The sequence below is a fragment of the Embleya hyalina genome (assembly GCF_003967355.1).
GTDB classification, from domain to species: domain Bacteria; phylum Actinomycetota; class Actinomycetes; order Streptomycetales; family Streptomycetaceae; genus Embleya; species Embleya hyalina.
On the sequence record NZ_BIFH01000044.1, the window covers coordinates 72,250 to 91,873 of the forward strand.

A 19,624-nucleotide genomic window follows, 5' to 3' on the forward strand; every position below is an offset into this window, starting at 1 on the left:
GTAGGTTACAAAATGTAGGTCAATGATTGCGAAGGAGATCCACCATGGGACGGCCCAACTCGGTCCTGATCCTGGGCGGTTCGGGGCAGGCGGGTGCGGGCGCCGCCGCCGTGCTGCGCCGATGGCACCCGGAACTGCCCCTGACGATCGCCGGCCGCGACCTCGACCGCGCGCAGCGGGTCGCCGACGAACTCGGCGAGGCCACGGCCGCGACCGTCGACCTGCGGCGCGGGGATCTGGGCCTGCCGACCGACGGGAAATACCTGGCGGTCGTCGCCGCGCTGTGGGACGACCGGTTGCGGGGGCTGCGGTACGCGCAGGAACGCGGATTGCCATACCTGAGCATCTCCAGCGGCCTGGTGGACATCGCGCCCGAGATCGTCGCGAGTGCCCAACGGCCGGGCGGTTCACCGGTCCTGGTGGCGAGTCACTTCTGCGCGGGGATCGTCGTTCTGGCGACGTTGTACGCCGCGAGGGAGTTCGAACGGATCGACACGATCCGGATCGGCGCCGTCCTGGACGAGTCGGATGCCGGCGGCCCCGCGGGGCTGGCGGATCTGGAGCGATGGGCCACCGCCACCTCGGCCGGACTGATCCGCCGCGACGGCGTGTTCACCTGGGTCGCCGAACCCGATGCGCGGACGGCCGTGCCGAGTACCGACGGGATCCTCGTGCCCGGCCGGAGCATCGCCATCCTCGACGTGCCGAGTCTCGCGCTGGCGACGGGAGCGCCGAACGTCCGCTTCGACTTCGCCGTCGGCGAGTCCGCACGTCGGCGCCGCGGCGGCCCCGCCTCACTCGAGGTCCGGATCGACGTCGAAGGAACCGGCCCGGGAGGCCAACCGCGCAGCCTGCACCGCTACCTCGTCCATCCGCAGGGGCAGCGACCGCTGACCGCCCTGGGCATCGCCCTCGGCGTCGAACGCCTGCTCGGCCTGCGCGGCGAAGCCGTACCGCCGGGCATCCACACCCCCGAGGCACTGCTCGACGTGTCCTACACGGCCGAACGTCTGACGGAAACCGGCGCCAAGCTCATAGACGCCCCCGGCAACCAATAAACACCCATCACCCAAGACACCCCACCCGAACACCCACCGCCGACCCACGCCCCCGAGCACCCATCCCCGAGCACCCGGTCCGCCGAGACTCGTCGAGCACGCCCCTGCCGCACCGCGCACCGGGCCGTGCAGTGGCTCGGCGAGGTCGGGCCGGGGCGTTCGGCAGTCCGTCGATGCGGGCGTGCGCGTCGGCGAGTTCGTCGCGGAAGTCCCCCCGGCGTGGCCCGAAAGTCGGTGGACGTCGTCGGGATACTGTCGTCGTGGCCGTTACCCAGCAACTCGCCCGCGTCCCGGTGGAATACCTCGCCGCCTGCCGCCGGTCCGCCGCCACGTCCGCGGACGGCGATCCGCACTGGGATCCACCGTCGGCGGATGTGCTGGATCTGGACTGGGCCCCTCCCTTGCTGCAGCGGGTCGGCGATTTGGCCGGGCTCGACAGCATCCGCATGGACGCGCTTCGCCGGGCCACCGACGGCGACACCGCCGTCGATGTGGGCTTCCTCGACACGCACCCACACGAAATCGGTCCCTTCGGGCCCACACCCACCGCCCTGTCCGCTGCTCAGGTGGCCGACGTCGCGGAACTGCTCGGACGCATCGACATCTCGGCTCTCCTCGCAGTCCTGCCGGCCGACGGCCGGCAGGCCGGTTCCCTGATCGGCCACGGCGCCGACCAGATCATCGGCGGCCCCAAGGAGTACCTGACGAAACACTTCAACGCCCTGCGTGAGTTCTACTTCGACGCGGCCCGGCAGCAGCTGCTCATCGTGCTTTGGTGTGACTGACCGACACCCTCACCTCGGGCGAGCCCCGCGGGAAGCCCGAGCTCGGGTGGCCGACCGTGTCGGCCCCAAAGGCGGACGCAACCACACACGCGACGCCGTGTCCGCGGCCCCGACTCCGTGAGCCACGAACCGGCCAGGCGCTGCCGGACAACCCGATTGTGATCAGGGAGGGTGGCGCGATACAACCAGGTTGTCATCGGCTGAAGCGTGCTTCCCGGAACGGAGTTCCCATGAAAAGCCCCGAGGACGACGACGTCACGCCGCCCTACGGCTACACCGCCTCCGTCCTCCCCGACGGCGCGACCGACGACGAGATCGACGCGATCCTCGAAGCCCATCCCGCGCGGCGCTTCAAGGAGGAGTACGCCGCCGACCGGTTCGCCGACCTGAACAGGCGCATCGCCGACGGGAGGCAAGCGGCCGAGCAGCGAGCCGCCCTCGCCCCGACGCTCTCCGAACTTTTCGGGTGGTCCCAGAAGCGCATCGCCGACGTGGCGGGTGTCGGTCAGCAGGCGGTGTCCAAGATGTTGGCGAAGGCCGCCCCCTACGGCGACGCGGAGGGCGGGCCGCTCACCGTGGGCCGGCTTCTCGGTCTCGCCCACCGCCGGACCCGCCGATCGGGGGACCGCCGCAAGGTGTACGGGCCCGGAGCGGATTTCGGCAGGATCGAATAGTAGGCGGTACCGCGACGTACGGCGCGAACGGCCGTGCGACAAGGCCGCCTTGTGAGGTCGGGCCCGCCCCGGGTCGAAAACGGGGCGGGCCGCGAGGTGGGTCCTCCTACGGCGAGGCGATCGGACCCGGTCGGAGGATCTTCGTCGTGGGCGCCGGGCCGGACTTGTGGGGGAGGGTGCCCACCAGGGCACGGATCTTGTGCCAGACGCGCGCCGGTTTCGACGGGGGCGGGGCGGCGACCGTGATGATGTCGCCGCTCTCGACGTGCCCGATGGTGACGTCGGTGCCGGTCGGGTTCGCCGCCGGGGTAGTGGTGTGTCGGGCCAGTTCCTCCCGTGCCCGGCTCAGTTCGGTCGTCTTGGTCTCCAATTCCTCGATGAGGTTCGCCAGGGCCGGTCGGGTGTGCAGCCCCCTGCGGTGCGCGTCCGCACGGTCCCATGCCCGTGCCCAGGCCCGGATGGTGGTGCTGTCGGGTTCGGCGCCGGTGCAGGCGCCGACGAAGTGGAGGAGCGTCTGCTTCGAGACCATGCGCTTGCCGGACAGGATCGCGCCCAGGGTGCTGCGCGGCAGGAAGCTGACGCCGTCCACGCGGGCGGCGTCCTCGAGCTCGCGCAGTGGGCGGGGGCCGCGGGCCGTGCGCAAGGCGCGCATGGCGTGCAGCAACTCCAGGGGCTCCGAGATGTGTTCCGGCGGCAATACGGTGCGGACCGCCGGAGCCGTCTCGGTCGGTGTCGTCGTGGAGGTCACGGCGTCGGCCGCGTTCCACAACCGTCGGGCCTTGTGGGCGTTGCCGCCGCACACCTCGACGTAGGCGAGCACGGTCTCCCACTTGGGCGACGTGATGCCCTGCTCGGCGCGGAAGAGCTTGGTGTAGGTGACCGCCCAGTCCCGGCCGGTCGTCATCTGCGCCATCCGACGAAGGCTCAACCCGTGGTCCAGGCGCAGTGACTTGAGCCACTGCGCCTGGACCGTTACGGGGTCGGGCTTCGCCGAGGCGCCGGTGGGGCGCCCCACGCCCGGATCAGGCGGTACGGCGCGGCGTGAAGACCGCGACCAGGCGACGGATGATCTCGGCGGCGATCAGGCCGCCGACGGTGAGGATCGTGGTCACGCTCTCCATCGTGTATCCGCGGACGCTGAGTCCCGCGGCGATGACGAGGATGACGACGACGACGATGACGGCCGACCCGGGCAGCGCCGGTCCGGTCGTCGGCGCGGGCGGGCAACCGCACAGCGCGCGGCGGTTCTTCAACGGCTTCTTCATCAAAGAATGCACTCCCTCGACTCGTTGCCACTCGACGAAGTCCTCGGGGGGTGGTGATCCGCACGTCTTGCAGGACGAGCGAAGTCCGAGTACTCGGGGCCATTTTCAAGCCCTTCGGCACATGGCGTAAAGCCGCTCTCACCCTCCGTGTTTCACGGTGTCCCACTTGGGAGTGCAACGGATTTCACCCGTTTCCCCAGGCCCGGGGGTCGGCCGAGGAACAATCCCGTTGCGTGTTTCACGCGTCGTCCGCGATCCGCCGCCTTCGAGCACTGGTGACACGACGGCGAAAGGGGCACTCTCATCTCGCAGCCGATTACCGGGGGAGCCTCCTCGGGAGGACGTGTGCTGGTCCGATACGGGAGAGGGAGGAAGCACCGATGAGGTACACGGCGATCTTCGTGATGGTCCCGGTTCGTGTGCGGTCCGTTCCCCGTTCCCTGTCGCGATCCCCCCGCCCCGGACACCGGCGGACGACCTTCTCGCAGGCCGCGCCGGAACCCTGACCGTCGGCCGGGATGTTCACCGGCCACGCCGAAAAAGGAGGAAGGACGATGGCGCCGCTCTCGCCGACGTGCGCGTCGATGCCGCATGGGCGCCGCCGGTCGCCTTTCTCCGCGTGCCGGGCCCGCAAGGGCCGAAGGCATGCCGGCCACGCGCCTCCTTGCGCGCGGGCCACCCTCGAAACGCGGTCCACCCCGGCCGTTGCCACTCGACACCAATAGGGGAAACGGGTGTCTCTCGTTGCAGCGAAGACATCCCTGGGCACGGCCACGTCGTGGTCGTGCACCCGGCTTCCGCGGCTGATTCGACCCCACCCGGCCGAACCACGATCGCGCATTGAGAAACGGGCGAACCGCGCCCCCGATGGCGGGACAACGTGAAACACCCGCCGGTCGAACCCGGCACGACGTCGAGGTTCACCCGATCGCCCACGGCACGCGCCCGCGCCGTGTCCCACAAGCCCGGCAACCGCGTCCCGGTGTGAGCATCCCCGAGGGTCGCGCCGGAACGGCACCGTGCGCCGGCTGGAGGAGCGGTCGGCGAAGGGGAAGTCGTAATGACCACCTCGACGCCGGCCACACGACACGGCCGGCGTTCCCATAGGGAACACCGGCCGGACTTCGCGATGTTCGCGACGGCGAGGACGGTGTCGGTCATCCGATGGCGGCCCTCTACACGGCCTGGTCAGGAGCCGTGGTGGTTCTGCGGCGCGGCGGAGATCGCGGCCCGGCGGGCGGCCGCGGCGAGCCAGGGCCTGATGGAGCCGTCGTTGGTGAGGTCGGCGCGGTAGGCCAGCGTGACGGTCACGTAACTGTGGCGGCGCCAGGAGTGACTCCAGCGATAGCTGCGGTAGACCTCGTCGGGGCAGGGCTCGAGGCCGCCCCCGTCCCGGGCCCTCCAGATGGTGAGGTCCCAGCGCGCCGCGCCCCTCAGGTACTCGAACGCGTCCAGGGAGGTCTTCGCGTCGGGGAAGGCGAAGACCTGGACGGAGACGTAGACGGGGTTCTCGGGCGTGGCGTGGGGACCGGGCTGTTCCGCGTAGACACCGGCCACCACTTCGGTACAGTCACGGCGCGTGAGTTCCTCGGCCAGGTGGTCGGGGCCCGCCTCACGGGGGTGGTGGGTGCCCGCGGCGATTCGCGCGAACCTGATGGCTACGTCGTTGACGAACTCCTGCGGCAGCAGGGCGTCCACGGTGAGCGTCACGTCAGCACGATCGCGGCCCCCGGATTCGGAGGAGCGCGGCCGGTGCGGGGAGACCGTGAGGAGTCGGGTACGGCCGTCTCGGGATTCGGGCCCGGGTGTGTGGTCGATCTGTCGTAGTGCCCGGGAGAGGTCGGCGGCGTTCGGGTACCGCTGATAGGGGTCCTTGTGCAGCAGGGTGAGCACGAGGTGATCCCAGGCCGGGGGGATGTCCGTGGACACCGAGCTGGGCGCGGGTGGTTCCTGGGTGAGATGAGCCGAGAGGTAGCCCATGGTGTCGGGCGCCTGGAACGGCAGCCGGCCCGTGATCAGCTCGAAGAGCAGACAGCCGACCGCGTACAGGTCGCTGCGCAGTTCGGGGAAGCCGCGGGCCTGTTCGGGTGCCATGTACGCGGGCGTCCCCACGATGAAACCGGTCCGGGTGAGCCGGTCCGCGGTCGCGTAGGGGTCGGCCGCCCGCGCGATGCCGAAGTCGAGGACCTTCACGATGTCGGAAGGTGTGACGAGGATGTTGGCGGGCTTGATGTCCCGGTGCATGATCCCGGCGTTGTGCGCCTCGGCGAGCGCGTCGCATATCCGCGCGCCCCACCGGGCCGCGTCCGGCAGGGCGACGGCGCCCCGGCGCAGCTTCGCCTCCAGCCCTTCGCCTCGAACCAACTCCATCACCAGGAACGGGACCCTGTTGCTCTCGGCGCCGGTCTCGCCGAGGTCGTGGATGGTAACGACGTTGGGGTGCTGTAGCCGGGCGGTGATGCGTGCCTCGCGGAGGAACCTGGCGCGCGCCTCGTCGCCGCGACTTCCGCCGTCGGCCGGCAGGGAGATCACCTTGACCGCGACGGGCCGGCCCAGCGTCTCGTCCTGCGCCTCCCACGCCTGCCCCATTCCGCCCACGCCGAGTTGTCGCACCAACCGGTAGCGGCCCCCCAAGAGCAGGTCTCGCACTGCTACGCCCCCGTTTCGAACATGTCTGCCCCGCTGCCGGCGAACTGGCGCGATGGGATCGTGAACGCGGCCGCGTGGGTGACACACCCGTTGCCCGGGAACCCGTCAAGCGCCAGGAGGTTCCGCCGTGACGGCCGTCCTGATCCGGACCGGCATTCCAGTCCCGGCGCGTCCGCAGTCGCGGATCGGGGCCGTCGACTGTCGCTCGCGCAGGTCTTTCGCTTCATCCGGTGCAGGCCCTCAGAGGGGTCGACTCTCCGGAATCAGGGCTGTCCGGCCGCGCCGTCATGACGTGTCCCGATGGTCACGAACCATCCGCTCGGCCCCACCCGAGAAAGGACTACCTCCGAAGCGGAGCATACGCGTGTCCACAGCCCGATGTTGTCGATGCCGGCGTCCTCACACGTCCCGCCGTCCTCGCCGTGGCTCCGGAACACCGGGTCGTGCGCGGCGTACCGACATTGCTTGCGCAGCTCTTCGGGCTTCCTGCCGCGCCGGCGGCCGGTGGTGACGCGTCCGCGGCGGGCGCTGTGCCCGGTCGACTTCATGTCCGGGCCTGCGCGTTCGGCGGCACGGGAGACGACGATCCGGCAGCCGTCCGGGGAGAGTGGATGCTGTCGCGGAACCGCTCCGCGGCCACGCCGTCGAACGCGGGTCGTCGGGAAGTGTGCCGTCCCAGCCGGTACTCGGGGCGTCGTACCGACCGGTCCCGGTGGTGCTCGACCGGCGGACGCACGTGACTCGATTCGCAACCCATGGCCATGGCCCGAGTACCGACCATGACTTCATTTCGACTTGAATTCCTTATCATTCGCCAGCTTATTACGTCGGTTTGCGGTAGGATCAGAGCGTACTGATGTCATCATGCGAGAGGTCAGGCGGATGGGTGACGAGAGCCGGGCGTCGGATCGAGACGAGCGGGCGGAGCCCTCGCGCCCCCTCGCGACCGGTCCCGGTCCCGGTCCGGACGTGGCGTTGGGTGTGGAGGAGGTCCGCCGGAAGTGGGCCCGGATGGTGGCCGACGCCGCCGCCGGCGCCCGGATCGTGGTCCACGCCCCCCACGGCGTACGCGCCGTGCTGGCACCACCGACCCCGGATGTGATCGCGGCGCAGGGCGAGTTGCCGGTGTTCACGATGACCGCGGCCCGGCAGGGCCTGGGCAACCTGGTTCGGGCGGCGGCGGAGGGCACGCCGCAGTTGCTGCTGCGCTACCGCACCGTCTACGCCCAGATCACCCATCTCTCGGCCGCGCCGACACCCGCGAACGCACCCCCGGCCGCCGTCCGACCCGCACCGCCGACGACCACGCGCCCGGACCCCGACACCACCGCGCCGGACCCGCCCGCCACCCCGAAGACCGGCCGTCGTGTCGCGGGGTTCGCGACCGCGCTGGGCGAGGCGACCACCGCCCGTCGCCGCGCCGTCTCCTTCGGCCCCGCCGCCCTGGACGAGGCCCTGGGCGGCGGCGCGCTGCCCGGCCGCCTGGTCCTGGTCGTCGGTGCGCCCGGAGCCGGCGCCGGCCTGCTCGCGGCGGGCACGGTGCTGTCCGCGACCCTGGCCCCGGCCGACGACCCCGACACACCCCACACGGTGCTTTCGTGCACGCCAGGCCGCCCCCGCGCCGACATCGCCGCCCGCCTGACCGCGGCCGCCGCCGGGGTGGACCACCGCAGGCTGCGTGCGGGCACCCTCGCCGAGACCGAACGCCACGCCGCCGACGCGGCGTCCGCCCGCCTGGCCGCCGGGGGACTGCTCCTGGACGACGGCGCCGACCTCACCCTGGACCTGCTCCGGGAGACCGCCGCCGACATCGCGGGCCTGCGCCTGATCGCGGTGGACCCGCTCAACCACCTTCTCGGCAGCGCCGGTCCCGCCGTTTCCGATGTTCGCCACGGCGTGGCCGCGTTGCGCCGGTTGGCCGCGGATCTCGACGTGCCGGTGGTGGCCGTGTGGGAGACGGGAGCCGGCGAACCTCCGGAGGTCGCAGCGGCGTTGGCCGACGCGGACAGCGTGGTGCATCTGACCCGTGAGGGTGAGCAGGCGTTCGCGATCGTCGCCGAACGCGACCTCGGCCCGGTCGCCCAGGCGGCACTGCACGCCGACCTGGCCCACGTCCGCTTCACCGACCCCCCACCGGCCTCGACCGTCGGGGCCGAGGCCGGTCCGGCCGACAACGCCGAACCGCCCGCCCCCGCATCTCGCGAACAGGCGCGGGGCCGCCAAGACCGGCCCCCGGCCGGCACACCGGCGACCGCGCCCCGCCCCTCGACCACGCCCGCCCGCACCGGTGCCCGCCCCGCGTCCGCCGCGCCGAAAGCCCCGGCCGCGTCGAAGGCGCGCAGGGTCGTACCGGACACCGACGAGGACCCCCTGCCCGGCACGATCGCCGCCGCCGTCGCGCAGGAACTCGCCGCCGCCCAGGGCGACATCACCGCCGCAGGCGAGGCCCTGGCCCGCCGGGCGATCCCGGACGTGATGGAACTCCTGCGCCTGTCCCGGGCGGGTTCGCGGTACGAGCACACCTGGTACCCGCCCCTGCCGGACCTGTTGCGCAAGCGCAGCAAGGAGGAATCCGACGCGATCTGGGAAGCCCGCCCCAAGTGGCGCAACAAAAACCTGCCGCCGGGCGATCACGACGTCACCGCCCTGGACATGAACGCCGCGTACCTGTCCGCGCTCAAGGCCCATCTGCCGATCGGCCCGCTCGAACACCGCGCGGGCCCGGACCTGGACGACTTCGAGGGCCCGCGCGGCCGCAGACGCCGCCGCGCCGGCATCTACCTCGTCGACCCCCCGGCCTGGGACCACGAAGACCTCCCGAACCCCCTCGGCGACCGCGACGAGCCCGGCCCGCTGTGGATCACCGACCCCACGCTGCGTCTCCTCCTGCGCTGCGCGTCGCCCGCGTACGGCAGCCTGTGCGAGGAACCGCGGGTCCTCGAGTCCTGGACGGCGGTGGCCACCGAGAACCTCCTGGAGCGGCTGCGGGCCGCGTTGCGCGACGCCCGCGACACGGCGATCGCCGACGGCGACGACGTCACGTTGGACTACGTGAAGCAGATGTACGCCAAACTGGTCTCCACGATGGGTGGTTCGAACTACAACCGGGAGATCAACCGCCCCGACTGGATGCACATCATCCGCAGCCAGGCGTTCTCCAACCTGTGGGTCAAGGCCTTCAAGGCCCACCAGGGCGGCCTCGCCGTGGTGCGGGTGATGGGCACCGACGAACTCCACCTCACCGGCGGCGACTGGCGCACGGTCTTCACCGAGGGCCGCGGCGTCGGCGACGTCAAGATCAAGGACACGTACACCCTCCAGACCAAGGAAAGGAACTGACCGCGGATGCCGTACCGCTCCCTGGAGCCCGGCAAGTACGGGATGCACGGCACGCGCGCCTCGGCCCTGGCCGCGCGGCGCCTGGACGAGCTCGCCGACGGCGTTGTCTCCCCCGTCGACACCGAACGCGGGCTCGCCGCACGCCTGCGCTACCTCACCGCCTCCACCGCCGGCTACACCGCCATGGACACCGCCGGCATCACCGCCACCCCACGTACCCTCGCCGCCTGGCTCGCCGAGGACCGAACCCCCAACCGCGCCAACCTGCGCCGCATCGACGCCGCCTACCGCGACCTGCGCCGCCGCAACGTGGCCCGCTCGCTGACCCGCCGGCTGAACAACAACGGGCGAGGCACCCGCGTCGAACTGCACCCCCACGACCAGTCCGGCGTACGCGAGCCACACCGCCGGGCGGGCGTTGCCGGGCACCGCAGCGTCAACGTCCGCCGCTGGGACGCCATCGTCCGCGCCTGGGCGGCCGGCGACGAACGCACCCTGGACGACGAGTGGACCGACGAGGTTCTGGCCGACCTCGGATCCGACTGGGGCGGTTACGAATACGCCACCGGAGTCGGCTTCGCCGCCTGAACCCCAATCGCCCGAGCGCGGGCCCGTGCGACGCGCGACACGTAGCCGCCCGTCGGGGCCGTCATGGCCACCGACGCCTCGACGGGCGGGAAGACCCCGGCCGGGGCGTCGCGTACCGCCACCCGACCACGCACCCTTTCGTGCACACTCGAAACACCTGTGACGCACCTTCGACGCGAGGGCCGTACCCGAGGCGTGACCCGGGACCGCACGCCCCACACCGCGCGAGGCAAGACCCTGCGGCGGCGGGGTCGATGGCGCCGACCGGAAGTCGTCCGCGCCCGGGGCGGGTTGCCGATCGCGGACCGGATCCGGCTCGCGCGTCGGGCCCGCAGTGCACCCGCGCCCGGCCCCGGCCCCGGTGCCGAACTCAGGTCCATCTCATTCCGAGTGCGGTGAGGGCGTCGAGCCTTTCCGGTGGGTACGTTGCCCGCCGTTGTCGTGCGTTGGCGAGGGCGATGCCGAGTTTGACCTCATGTACCTCGCCACCGTCTTCGACGGTCTCGACGTGCTTGCGGGGGACGGTGAGATGCCCCTCGCGCTCGCGGTACGCGGTCGCCGCGGCGAGCGTGCGGGCCCATCGGTCCGCTCGCGCCGCCGCTGCCCTCGCCGGCTGCTCCGTGCGCTCGGTGACGTCGACGTCGACGCCGACCTCGGCCAACGCCGCCTGCTGCGCCGGCGTCAGACTCCCCGCGATGCGCCGTTGCCGCCGGAGCCAGGCCCCGACGTCCTCGCCGCCGACGGTGTGTCCGGGCACCAGGTCGCGGACGCGGCCACCGGCTTCGACGTGGAGGCGTACGGCGGCGAGCATGCGTTGCCAGTCCGACGACCACCGCTTGGCCGGGTCGTCGCGTCCGGTGGGGTTCCAATCGGGGTCGATGGCCGCCAGCCGCGCCCAGCGTCGGTGCCACCGTTCGGGGTTCTTGCGGGTTTCGAGTGGCCGTCGGCAGTTGGCGAGGAATTGGCCGATGGGGTAACCGTTGATCGCGGCGGGTTTGGGTGCGGCGAGGTGGCCGTGGACGGCGAAGTAGGCGCGGCTTATGGCGAGTCCGGTTTCGAAGGCGGTGTCGTCGGTGTTCCACACCATGCCCAGCAGTTCGAGCAGCTCGACCCGATGCGGGGTGATCGACCCGGCCGCGTAGGCCCGTCGTTGGTCTCCGACCCATTGTCCGATCGGGTAGGACGTCCCGGTTTCGGTGTCGTAGTCGATGCTTTCCAGCGGCACGCGCAGGTGACCGTGGGTGGTGTGCCAGCGTTTGGCGGCGTGGTATCCGCGTCGCCAGTCCCGGCGTTCGGGGTTGACGACGCGTAGGTTGATGAAGTCGCGCAGGAGTGTGGGGTCGCGGTCGGTCATGAACCGGACGAGGAACCGCTCCTCGACGCCGGCGTCGTCCTGGTCGCCGTCACCGGGCTCTACCTCGTCCCGGTCCTCGATGTGCTCGCGGGCGTCGGCGGTTCGGCGGTCGGTGTCCTCGATGTCGGCAGCCCGCGCCCGGGTCTTGGGTCCGCTGGGCGCGGGTGTGGCGAGCATGTCCAGGACGCGTGCGTCGTGTGCGGCGAGGGCGTGGAGGGTGCGGATGAGGGGGTGGTAGCTGTCGGAGAGGAGCATGTCGTCGGGTCGTTCGCCGGGTGCGAGGAAGACGGGGACGATGATGGTGGCGGTGCGTCCCTCGCCCGGGTGTTGGCGCAGGGCGCGGCCGATGGCCTGGACGATCTCCACGATGCTGAACTTGGGGTCCATGAAGGCCACCGCCCGGGCACGCAGGTCGACGCCTTCGGCGAGGACGCGGACGTTGCTGAGCACCGCCCTGCGGGCGATGGTGCCGTCGGTGTCGGCGCGTTCGACGAATCGTGCCAGGACGTCGCGCCGGTGTTCGGCGGGGTGTTCGCCGCTCAACCAGTCCGCCCACACCGGTTCCGGGTGGCGTTCCGGGTCGTCCCGGTGCAGGCGCGCGGCCACGTCCGGCAGGCTCGCCGCACAGGCTCGGGCTTCCAGGGTGCGGGAGTGGTAGGCGATGACGGTGTCGAGGTCGTGGTCGGCGGCGGCGCGCAGGACGGCGGTCTGCAGCGCGACCAGGCGCGCTGCCCGGTAGCGCTCGACCTCGTCGATGCCGCGCCGGCCGAGACCTCGGTTGAGGTCGCTGCCGGTGGCCGCGGCGAGCTCCTGGACCTCCGGATCGGTGATCTCGACGACCACCACCCTCGGCCTCGCGATCAGGCCCATACGGGCCGCAGCGGCGAGTTCCAGGCGGTGGATCACCGGGCCGAAGATCGTCTCGTCGTCCATCGACGCGACCGCGCGCGCCTCCAGCGCCGAGTGCACGGGCCGCCCGCCCCGCACGCGAACCGGCCGATCGTCCCCGCCCTCGTCGTCCCACGTCCCGGTCTCGCCCGCGACGTCGAGGTTCTCCCGTACGTCGTCCTCCCAGACGTCGTCCTCGGCCAGGGCCGGGGGCAGTTCGGGGTCGGCGTCCGGCGTGGCGGCTTCGCTGTAGGCGCTGTTCGCGGGCGGCTCCCACACCCGGGGGGTGGCGGTGAGGTAGAGCCGGTGCGTGGCGGGGAGTCGGGTGTTGTCGTGAACGGCGGCCCATTCCTTCCCGGCGGACCCGCTGGTGCGGTGGGCCTCGTCGACGATCACGAGGTCGAATCCGGCCGGGGCGAGGCCGTGTACGCCCGCTTGGGCGGTCAGGACGGCGCTCAGGGACTGGTACGTGGCGAACACCGTCAAAGGCCCCTGGGCACTACTGGCCCACAGGGCGAGTCGTGCTGCGCTGGTGGTACACCGCACGCCGGCTTCGTGCAGGGTGGGATCGCCGGCCAGGGAGCACACGGCGATCTGCGTCCCCGCGGTGCGCCCGGCGTTTCGCCAGGCCGTGACGGTCTGGGTCAGCAGATCGAGGGTGGGGACCAGGACCAGCGCCCGCCCGCGCGGCGCGAGGGCTGCGGCCACGGCTGCGGCGATCCTCGTCTTGCCGGTGCCGCAGGCCATCACCGCGGTGGCCCTGGTGCCACCGTGCGGCCCGTCCGGGGCCGTGTCCACATCGGGGTTCTCCAGGGCGCGGACGATCGCGTCCACGGCCTCGCGCTGGTGCGGGCGCAGTGGCGATACCGGCCCGCGTACGGGACGTGGTGAGGTCTCGGACGGGAAAAGTGGCAAGGAATGCTGCACGGTGCCTCTCTTGACGTCGCCGGGTCCCGGATCGTGGTCGTGCCGGCGTCTCGGTGCCGCTTCGGGAGGAACCGGCAGTGCGACGAGTGCCATACTCCCGCGTCGTGGCCCCGGCTGGACACCGGAGTGGGCTCGACCCTTCGAAACGGCGTCGCTGGGTCCGAGACGCCCTCGACCTTCCGGACAGCAGCCCGCGTGGGTTCGCAGGGAGCCGGAAAGAGAAGGTACGTGCCGAAGAGATATACGCCGCAGTTCGAGGACGAGGCCGTTCGCCCGGTGTTGGACGGTCCTCGCCCGATCGTCCGGGTGGCGCGCGAAATTACCGGCCCGGCGGTGTCCGGCGTGAAGGTGGCGCGAGCCCGACTCCACCGGGCCGACCGACGCCGGCCCGGTGGAGACAAGGATCCTCGGGGAACCGTTGACAATTCCAATATGGTCGTCCATATTGAAGTCATGGCGAGACCATCGAAGAAGACGCAACTTCTGGCCGGCGGTACCGAGACCGTGAGGCGGCTGGGCCTGACGGGGGCGAGTGTGCGCGACATCACCGCGGGCGCGGGGGTTCCTTTGGGTTCGTTCTCCAACCACTTCGCCTCCAAGGAGGCGTTCGGCCTGGAGGTCCTCGACGGCTACTTCGGCGACGTGCTGACCATCGTCGCGGCGACGCTGGAGGACGACACCCGGCCGCCCCTGGAACGCCTGCGGGCCTACTTCGACGCGGTCACCGCCCGCCTGGAGGACCGCGGCTGGCGCGACGGGTGCCTGATCGGCAACACCAGCCTGGATTCCACCGAGCACAGCGAACTCCTGCGCAACCGCATCGCGGAATACTTCGCGCGCTGGCGCGAACCCTTCGCCCGCTGCCTCGAGGACGCCGTCGCGGCCGGCGACGTCCGGCCCACCGTGCCCGTCCTCGACCTCGCCGACTTCCTGCTGGCGTCGTGGCACGGCGCGATCCTGCGGATGAAGGTCGAACGCGACCCGGAACCCCTGGAGCGGTTCAAGGCGGTCGTCTTCACCACCGTGCTCGCACCGGCACCCGGCCGCTGACGCCCTCCACTCGATCCCCGCGCCCGGGCCGTCCCGACCCGCGCGGGGCGAACGCGCCACCCCCCCAAACCTGTTCGTGCCCGAAAGGACACCTGCCATGACGAACACCCACACCCACACCGGCACCCACACCGGCACCCACACCCACACCGGCACCGGCACCGGCACCCACACCGGCACCGACACCCGTACCCGCACGCCGCTCGGCATCCCCGTCGACGACACCCACCCGCGATCCGCGGTGAACGTGCTCGATACCCGGATGGTCCACGTCGACACCGGATCCGGCGGCGACACCACGGCCCCGGTGGTCTTCCTGCACGGAAACCCGACCTCGTCCTACCTGTGGCGCAACGTGATCCCACACGTGGCCGGCGATCGACGCTGCCTGGCCCCGGACCTGGTCGGCATGGGTGACTCGGACCCCGCCCCCGACGGCGCCTACCGCTTCACCGACCACTCCCGCCGACTCGACGCGTGGTTCGACGCCGTACTGCCCACCGGCCCGGTAACACTCGTCCTGCACGACTGGGGCTCGGCGCTCGGGTTCGACTGGGCACGCCGACACGCCGACCGGATCGAGGGGATCGCCTACATGGAGGCGATCGTCCAACCCCGCCTGTGGTCGGACTTCCCCGCCGGCCGCGACGCGCTCTTTCGCGCGATGCGCTCCGAGGACGGCGAAAGGATGATCATGGACGACAACTTCTTCATCGAGACCGTCCTCCCCAAGAGCATCCTGCGCCCGCTCGACGAACGCGAGATGGACGCCTACCGGGCGCCGTTCCGAACCCGGGCCTCCCGGAAGCCCACCCTGGTGTTCCCGCGCGAACTCCCCATCGACGGAACGCCCTCCGACGTCGCACACGCCGTCGACGAATACGGACGCTGGCTCGCCCACAGCCCGATCCCCAAACTCCTGATCTCGGCGGAGCCCGGCGCAATCCTCGTCGGCCGCGCGCTCGAGTTCGCCCGGACCTGGCCCAACCAGACCGAGGTCACCGTACGCGGCATCCACTACATCCAAGAGGACTCCCCACACGAAATCGGCACCGCCGTACACGACTTCGTCCGACACCTCTGAACACCACCCCCGCCCCCCGGGAACACGCACACACGGCACGGACGCACCGCGGGCGACGCGAGACCCGACCACCCTCGCCCGCCCCGGGCCCGTTCACATCGCCGCAGGGCCGCCCTCAAGGATCCGCTCGGCCGGCTGCCGCAACAGCCCGCCCTCGCCCACCGGGTCCAGGCTCTGAGCAGGAGCCCGGCCCACCAACCGGTCGATCGGCCACTCGTCGACCACATCCACCGGAGGCACGTCAACCCCACCGTCCTGCACAGGTTCTGACATCACGTCAGTCATCTCTCGGTGTCACTTTCATGATCAGGTTCCACCGTTGGTTCCACAGTCCCACCGCGGTTCGTTTTCCGGCCACCGAGTTCGGGTCTTCGCGCGTCGCGGGCTCGTCCGTGACTCTACGATTACGGAGCGATCAGGGGGCGGTGCCGCGGTCGGTGCGGTGGCGCGATCGCCGACCGGGGGGAGGTCCGCATGGCGCGTTCGGTGTTGTTCGTGCACGGGACCGGGGTGAGGGCGAAGAGTTTCGACGAGACCATGGGCGTGTTGTCCGGGGTCTTCGCGGAGCGCTTCCGGGACGTGCGGTTCAGGGGTTGCTATTGGGCGGACGCGGAGGGCGCGAGTTCGGCGAGCCAGGCCTCCGTGCCGGGCTACGAGACCTCCGGCGGCGGGATCGCGGATCCCGAGGACGAGCAGCCGGCGATGTGGCGGGTGCTGTACACCGACCCCTGGCGGGAGTTGCGGCTCCTGGGCCTGCAGAAGGCGACCGCGAGGCGTGCCGGCCCCAGGGCCGAGCCCGCCGAGCAGGTGTTCCTGCGAGGGATCCAGCAATGGGAGCCGTCACCGGACCTGCGGAAGACGCTGACCGGATACGGGCTTTCGGCCGCGTTCGACGAGGCGCTCGCGCGGGTGCGGGCGTCGGCGGAGTTGCGGGCGGCGGCGAAGACCGCGGAGATCGACGCGCACGCCCACCGGTACGTGGTGGCGCGGGCGTTGGTCGCGTACGCGATCGTGGCCCTGGGGGAGGCGCCGGCGCCGACCGGTGCCGGACGCAACGTGGTGCTCGAGGCCGTCGCGCGGGACCTGGACGCGATCCGCAAGAAGGTCCCGGGATGGGTGCAGGACCTGGGCACCCTGTATCTGCGGTCACGCCGCGGCAAGCACATCGACGCGATCACCCGGATGCTGGGGGACATCCTGCGGTACCAGGCGCACGGCGAAGGACTGCACGAGTTGATCGCGCGGTCGGTGGACGACGTGCCCGGCGACGGCCCGGTCACCCTGCTCGGGCACAGCCTCGGCGGCATCGCGTGCGTGGACCTGCTGGCGACGGAACCACCCGAGCGTGTCGACCGGTTGATCACCGTGGGATCCCAGGCCGGCTACTTCCACGAGATCGGTGCGCTGCGCAGCGTGGAGGCGCCCGCCGGGCTGCCCGAACACTTCCCCCGCAGGTGGCTCAACATCCACGATCCGCAGGACATGCTGTCCTACCCGGCCTCGGTGTTCGGCCCGTGGGTGACCGACGTGCAGGTCTCCAACGGGCAGCCTTTCCCGACGTCCCACAGCGCCTACTGGGGAAACCCGCACGTGTGGGAGGCGGCGGCGTCGTGGATTGGCTGAACGAGACGTTCGGTCCGGTCGATCCCGAGCGAGTACACGCCGTCGTCGTCGGGCTGGAGAAGTACACCGACACCGCGTGGAACCTGCGCGGCCCGCACTCGGACGCGACCCGCTTCACCGACTGGCTCCTCGCCCGCGGAGTGCCACCGAGGCAGATCCATCGGTGGTCCTCCACGCTGCCCCCCGCGGCCGGTGTCGTCTCGCCGAACGGGTCGACCCCACACCCGGTGACGGTGCGCGAGGCGACCGATCTCGACCTCATCCTCGAGACGTTCGTCTCCACACTGGCGGGCATCCCGGTCGAGGACGGCGACCTGCTGTGGGTCTTCTGGGGCGGCCACGGCGCGATGGACGGCGAGCAACGACGCATCCTGTACGGGCCCGCCGCCGGTCCGGGCGTCGGCGGGGCGGTCGTCGTCGAGGAACTCGCGTTGCTCCTGTCGTCCGATCGCGTCCCGGCGTTCCCCCGGCAACTGATCATGGTCGACGCGTGTGCGACGTTCCTGTCCGAGGACGAACTCTCCTCGTTGATGACGCGCCGGATCGATGTCGGTGCGCCGCGCGGAGACCTGAAACAGTTCTTCCTCTTCTCCGCCGGACGTGGCCAGGGAGCCGGCGACAACCCCGGGCGCGAGGGTTTCTGCGGGGCCCTGCTGGACTGGCTCGAACCCCAGGAGGACGGCGGACTGACGCCGAACCTCCTGGACATGTCCACATACATCCGCAAACACCTGGCGTCGGTTGCGGAAGCGGGCGGCCCCGGGCACGAACCCGCCCTGTTCTACCTCAGCTACGGACCCGGGTACGAACACCACGAACTCCTGTCCGGCCCGGGCGCCCCCGACCCGGCCCACCTCGAGATGCTCGCCCTGATGCTGCGCTCGCCCGGGATGCCCCGCGACCTGGAACCGCTCGCCGACGCCGTCGCCGGCCAGTGCCGCGTTACCATCCCGCGCCAGCGCCGCCCCATGGCGGCACGGGCCCTGGCCGCGATCGTGCTCGGCGTGCCCAGGGCCGTGCCGGCGTTGATCGAGGAACTGCGGCTCGGCGGCAGTCACGACGCGGCCACCACGATCACGACGTGCGAGGTGCCGTCGCCGTTCCTGTTGTCGCCCGCCGAACACCGGGCGCTCCTCGAGGTCCTGCGGGCCGTCGAACCCTTGCAGGGCTGGGAGGCCGACGCCGTTCTCAAGGCCTCCCTGCGGTATCACGCGCTCTCGCCGCAACCCCGGTGCGACGGCGACGCCCCCTACCCGGGAGCGGCACCCGCCCGAGGCGACGGCTTCGGCGAGTGGGTCGTGAAGCTGTGCGCCCACCTGGAGACGTTCGGCACCCCGGATCCCGGACTCGGCAGACTGCCGCACCTGTTGCGGTTCACCGAGTACCTGGCGGTGGTGAGCGCGTCCCAGACCAAAAGGTTGCACGGATGGGGTGCCCGAGTCACCGAGCGTCTGGGCATCGACGTGCGGGAGCTCACGAGCCACCGCCACCTCGTCCAGGAGTGGGACCGCGGCCGGGAACGCAAAAGGGCCACCCCGCGTGTCGTGGTGCGCCTGCGTACGGAACGCCCGCCCGGACCGGTGGTTCCCGGCAGCTATTCCTCCACGATCTGGACCGATCGCGGCCAAGGGGAACTCGACCTGGTCCATACGGCGACGGGCTGCTCCGACGCCGAGGTGGTGCGGGACATCAACAAGGCGGTCGACCACGTCCTGGGTGGGGACCGCGCGAACGCCTCGGACGCCGTCATCGAATGTCTGGTTCCGTTCACGGAGTTCGGCACGCGCCCCGACACCTGGGACGGAGCCCCGGCCACGGGCAGCCCCTTGCCGCAGATCCTGGGCGTGGACCACCCGGTGGTGCTGCGCTACGAAGGCGCCCACCCCAGCTCGGCCGAAGCCCGCAGACGCTCGCTCGATGACCGGTGGGACGCGCGCCACCAGGACGCGTACGTCGTCCCCCTCCCACCGACGTCGACGCTCGCGACCGACCCCAGGACCGCGGCCTACGGTGCGCTGCGCGAACACCCCACGACCGCCCGGGCGAAGGTCCTCGCCGCGCCCCGGCACCGCCTGGACGTCGCCCGCGTCGCCGCCGAGGTCGGGTGCCCGGTCGTGGTGTGGGACGCCCGGGCCCTCGAAGGCGTTCCCGAGGATCACTTCGACCCGCTGCCCCTCGCCGGGAACCCCTTCGAACTCCCCGAACAACTGCGCGTGTACCGCGCCGGCGCGCTCACCGACGCTGCGGCCCCCGACTACGTGCTGATGCTCGAAGACCCCAGCCGGGCCCTGCCCGAAACGCTCGTCCAGACCGCCCTTCCAGACGCGACGATGGAGTAGC

General features: G+C 71.4%; 14 protein-coding genes. 9 read left to right on the top strand and 5 right to left on the bottom strand.

The genetic code is table 11. From position 1 onward, the window contains the following. The first annotated feature begins 44 nt into the window (after positions 1 to 44). The 3 genes from EMA17_RS43095 (at position 45) to EMA17_RS43105 (ending at position 2,517) form a co-directional block, all read left to right on the top strand. Positions 45 to 1,058: a saccharopine dehydrogenase family protein gene (locus tag EMA17_RS43095; protein ID WP_126642691.1), complete on the top strand. Its 1,014-nt coding sequence runs from the start codon at positions 45 to 47 to the stop codon at positions 1,056 to 1,058. A gap of 260 nt (positions 1,059 to 1,318) precedes the next feature. Continuing rightward, positions 1,319 to 1,843 (top strand): DUF1877 domain-containing protein, encoded by a 525-nt coding sequence (locus tag EMA17_RS43100; protein ID WP_126642692.1) that lies wholly within the window; start codon positions 1,319 to 1,321, stop codon positions 1,841 to 1,843. A gap of 230 nt (positions 1,844 to 2,073) precedes the next feature. Further along, positions 2,074 to 2,517, top strand: a complete 444-nt coding sequence (locus tag EMA17_RS43105; RefSeq protein ID WP_126642693.1) for a cyclic nucleotide-binding domain-containing protein — start codon at positions 2,074 to 2,076, stop codon at positions 2,515 to 2,517. 106 nt (positions 2,518 to 2,623) lie between these two features. On the opposite strand, the gene EMA17_RS43110 is transcribed toward EMA17_RS43105, so the two are convergent. The 3 genes from EMA17_RS43110 to EMA17_RS54855 all read right to left on the bottom strand — a co-directional run bounded on the left by EMA17_RS43110 (position 2,624) and on the right by EMA17_RS54855 (position 6,431). After that, positions 2,624 to 3,532 (bottom strand): helix-turn-helix transcriptional regulator, encoded by a 909-nt coding sequence (locus tag EMA17_RS43110; RefSeq protein WP_126642694.1) that lies wholly within the window; start codon positions 3,530 to 3,532, stop codon positions 2,624 to 2,626. A 7-nt stretch (positions 3,533 to 3,539) separates the two neighbouring features. Then, positions 3,540 to 3,782: a hypothetical protein gene (locus EMA17_RS43115; protein WP_126642695.1), complete on the bottom strand. Its 243-nt coding sequence runs from the start codon at positions 3,780 to 3,782 to the stop codon at positions 3,540 to 3,542. Between the two features lie 1,188 nt (positions 3,783 to 4,970). Beyond that, positions 4,971 to 6,431 carry a serine/threonine-protein kinase gene (locus EMA17_RS54855; protein WP_246127268.1) on the bottom strand — a complete coding sequence of 487 codons (1,461 nt, stop codon included), beginning with the start codon at positions 6,429 to 6,431 and terminating at the stop codon, positions 4,971 to 4,973. An 882-nt stretch (positions 6,432 to 7,313) separates the two neighbouring features. Here EMA17_RS54855 and EMA17_RS43125 point away from each other — a divergent pair. Continuing rightward, on the top strand, positions 7,314 to 9,770 hold the full coding sequence (locus EMA17_RS43125; protein ID WP_126642696.1) for a DnaB-like helicase C-terminal domain-containing protein: 2,457 nt from the start codon (positions 7,314 to 7,316) through the stop codon (positions 9,768 to 9,770). Positions 9,771 to 9,776: 6 nt separating this feature from the next. Next, the gene (locus EMA17_RS43130) at positions 9,777 to 10,358 is read left to right on the top strand and encodes a transcriptional regulator (protein ID WP_126642697.1); all 582 of its coding nucleotides are present in this window, start codon (positions 9,777 to 9,779) and stop codon (positions 10,356 to 10,358) included. A gap of 370 nt (positions 10,359 to 10,728) precedes the next feature. On the opposite strand, the gene EMA17_RS43135 is transcribed toward EMA17_RS43130, so the two are convergent. Then, on the bottom strand, positions 10,729 to 13,971 hold the full coding sequence (locus tag EMA17_RS43135; protein ID WP_371863133.1) for a DEAD/DEAH box helicase: 3,243 nt from the start codon (positions 13,969 to 13,971) through the stop codon (positions 10,729 to 10,731). Between the two features lie 9 nt (positions 13,972 to 13,980). Between EMA17_RS43135 and EMA17_RS43140 the strand changes: the two genes are divergently transcribed. After that, entirely contained in the window at positions 13,981 to 14,577 is a 597-nt protein-coding gene (locus EMA17_RS43140; RefSeq protein WP_126642699.1) for a TetR family transcriptional regulator C-terminal domain-containing protein, read from the top strand. 97 nt (positions 14,578 to 14,674) lie between these two features. Next, positions 14,675 to 15,661 (top strand): haloalkane dehalogenase, encoded by a 987-nt coding sequence (locus tag EMA17_RS43145; RefSeq protein WP_126642700.1) that lies wholly within the window; start codon positions 14,675 to 14,677, stop codon positions 15,659 to 15,661. A gap of 93 nt (positions 15,662 to 15,754) precedes the next feature. Here the strand turns inward: EMA17_RS43145 and EMA17_RS52270 are convergent, their stop codons facing one another. Next, positions 15,755 to 15,901: a hypothetical protein gene (locus tag EMA17_RS52270; protein WP_160161774.1), complete on the bottom strand. Its 147-nt coding sequence runs from the start codon at positions 15,899 to 15,901 to the stop codon at positions 15,755 to 15,757. A 234-nt stretch (positions 15,902 to 16,135) separates the two neighbouring features. Between EMA17_RS52270 and EMA17_RS52275 the strand changes: the two genes are divergently transcribed. Both EMA17_RS52275 and EMA17_RS52280 read left to right on the top strand, forming a co-directional pair. Next, positions 16,136 to 17,284, top strand: a complete 1,149-nt coding sequence (locus EMA17_RS52275) for a hypothetical protein (RefSeq protein WP_160161775.1) — start codon at positions 16,136 to 16,138, stop codon at positions 17,282 to 17,284. Further along, the gene (locus EMA17_RS52280; RefSeq protein ID WP_160161776.1) at positions 17,272 to 19,623 is read left to right on the top strand and encodes a VMAP-C domain-containing protein; all 2,352 of its coding nucleotides are present in this window, start codon (positions 17,272 to 17,274) and stop codon (positions 19,621 to 19,623) included. Before EMA17_RS52275 ends, EMA17_RS52280 begins: the two co-directional genes overlap by 13 nt. Position 19,624 lies beyond the last annotated feature (1 nt).

Bases quoted from the DNA above. Each gene is read 5' to 3' on its own strand.
- EMA17_RS43135 (WP_371863133.1), bottom strand. From the start codon at position 13,971: ATGGACGACCATATTGGAATTGTCAACGGTTCCCCGAGGATCCTTGTC.
- EMA17_RS43125 (WP_126642696.1), top strand. From the start codon at position 7,314: ATGGGTGACGAGAGCCGGGCGTCGGATCGAGACGAGCGGGCGGAGCCC.
- EMA17_RS43115 (WP_126642695.1), bottom strand. From the start codon at position 3,782: ATGAAGAAGCCGTTGAAGAACCGCCGCGCGCTGTGCGGTTGCCCGCCC.
- EMA17_RS52275 (WP_160161775.1), top strand. From the start codon at position 16,136: ATGGCGCGTTCGGTGTTGTTCGTGCACGGGACCGGGGTGAGGGCGAAG.
- EMA17_RS43130 (WP_126642697.1), top strand. From the start codon at position 9,777: ATGCCGTACCGCTCCCTGGAGCCCGGCAAGTACGGGATGCACGGCACG.
- EMA17_RS43105 (WP_126642693.1), top strand. From the start codon at position 2,074: ATGAAAAGCCCCGAGGACGACGACGTCACGCCGCCCTACGGCTACACC.
- EMA17_RS43140 (WP_126642699.1), top strand. From the start codon at position 13,981: ATGGCGAGACCATCGAAGAAGACGCAACTTCTGGCCGGCGGTACCGAG.
- EMA17_RS43095 (WP_126642691.1), top strand. From the start codon at position 45: ATGGGACGGCCCAACTCGGTCCTGATCCTGGGCGGTTCGGGGCAGGCG.
- EMA17_RS43145 (WP_126642700.1), top strand. From the start codon at position 14,675: ATGACGAACACCCACACCCACACCGGCACCCACACCGGCACCCACACC.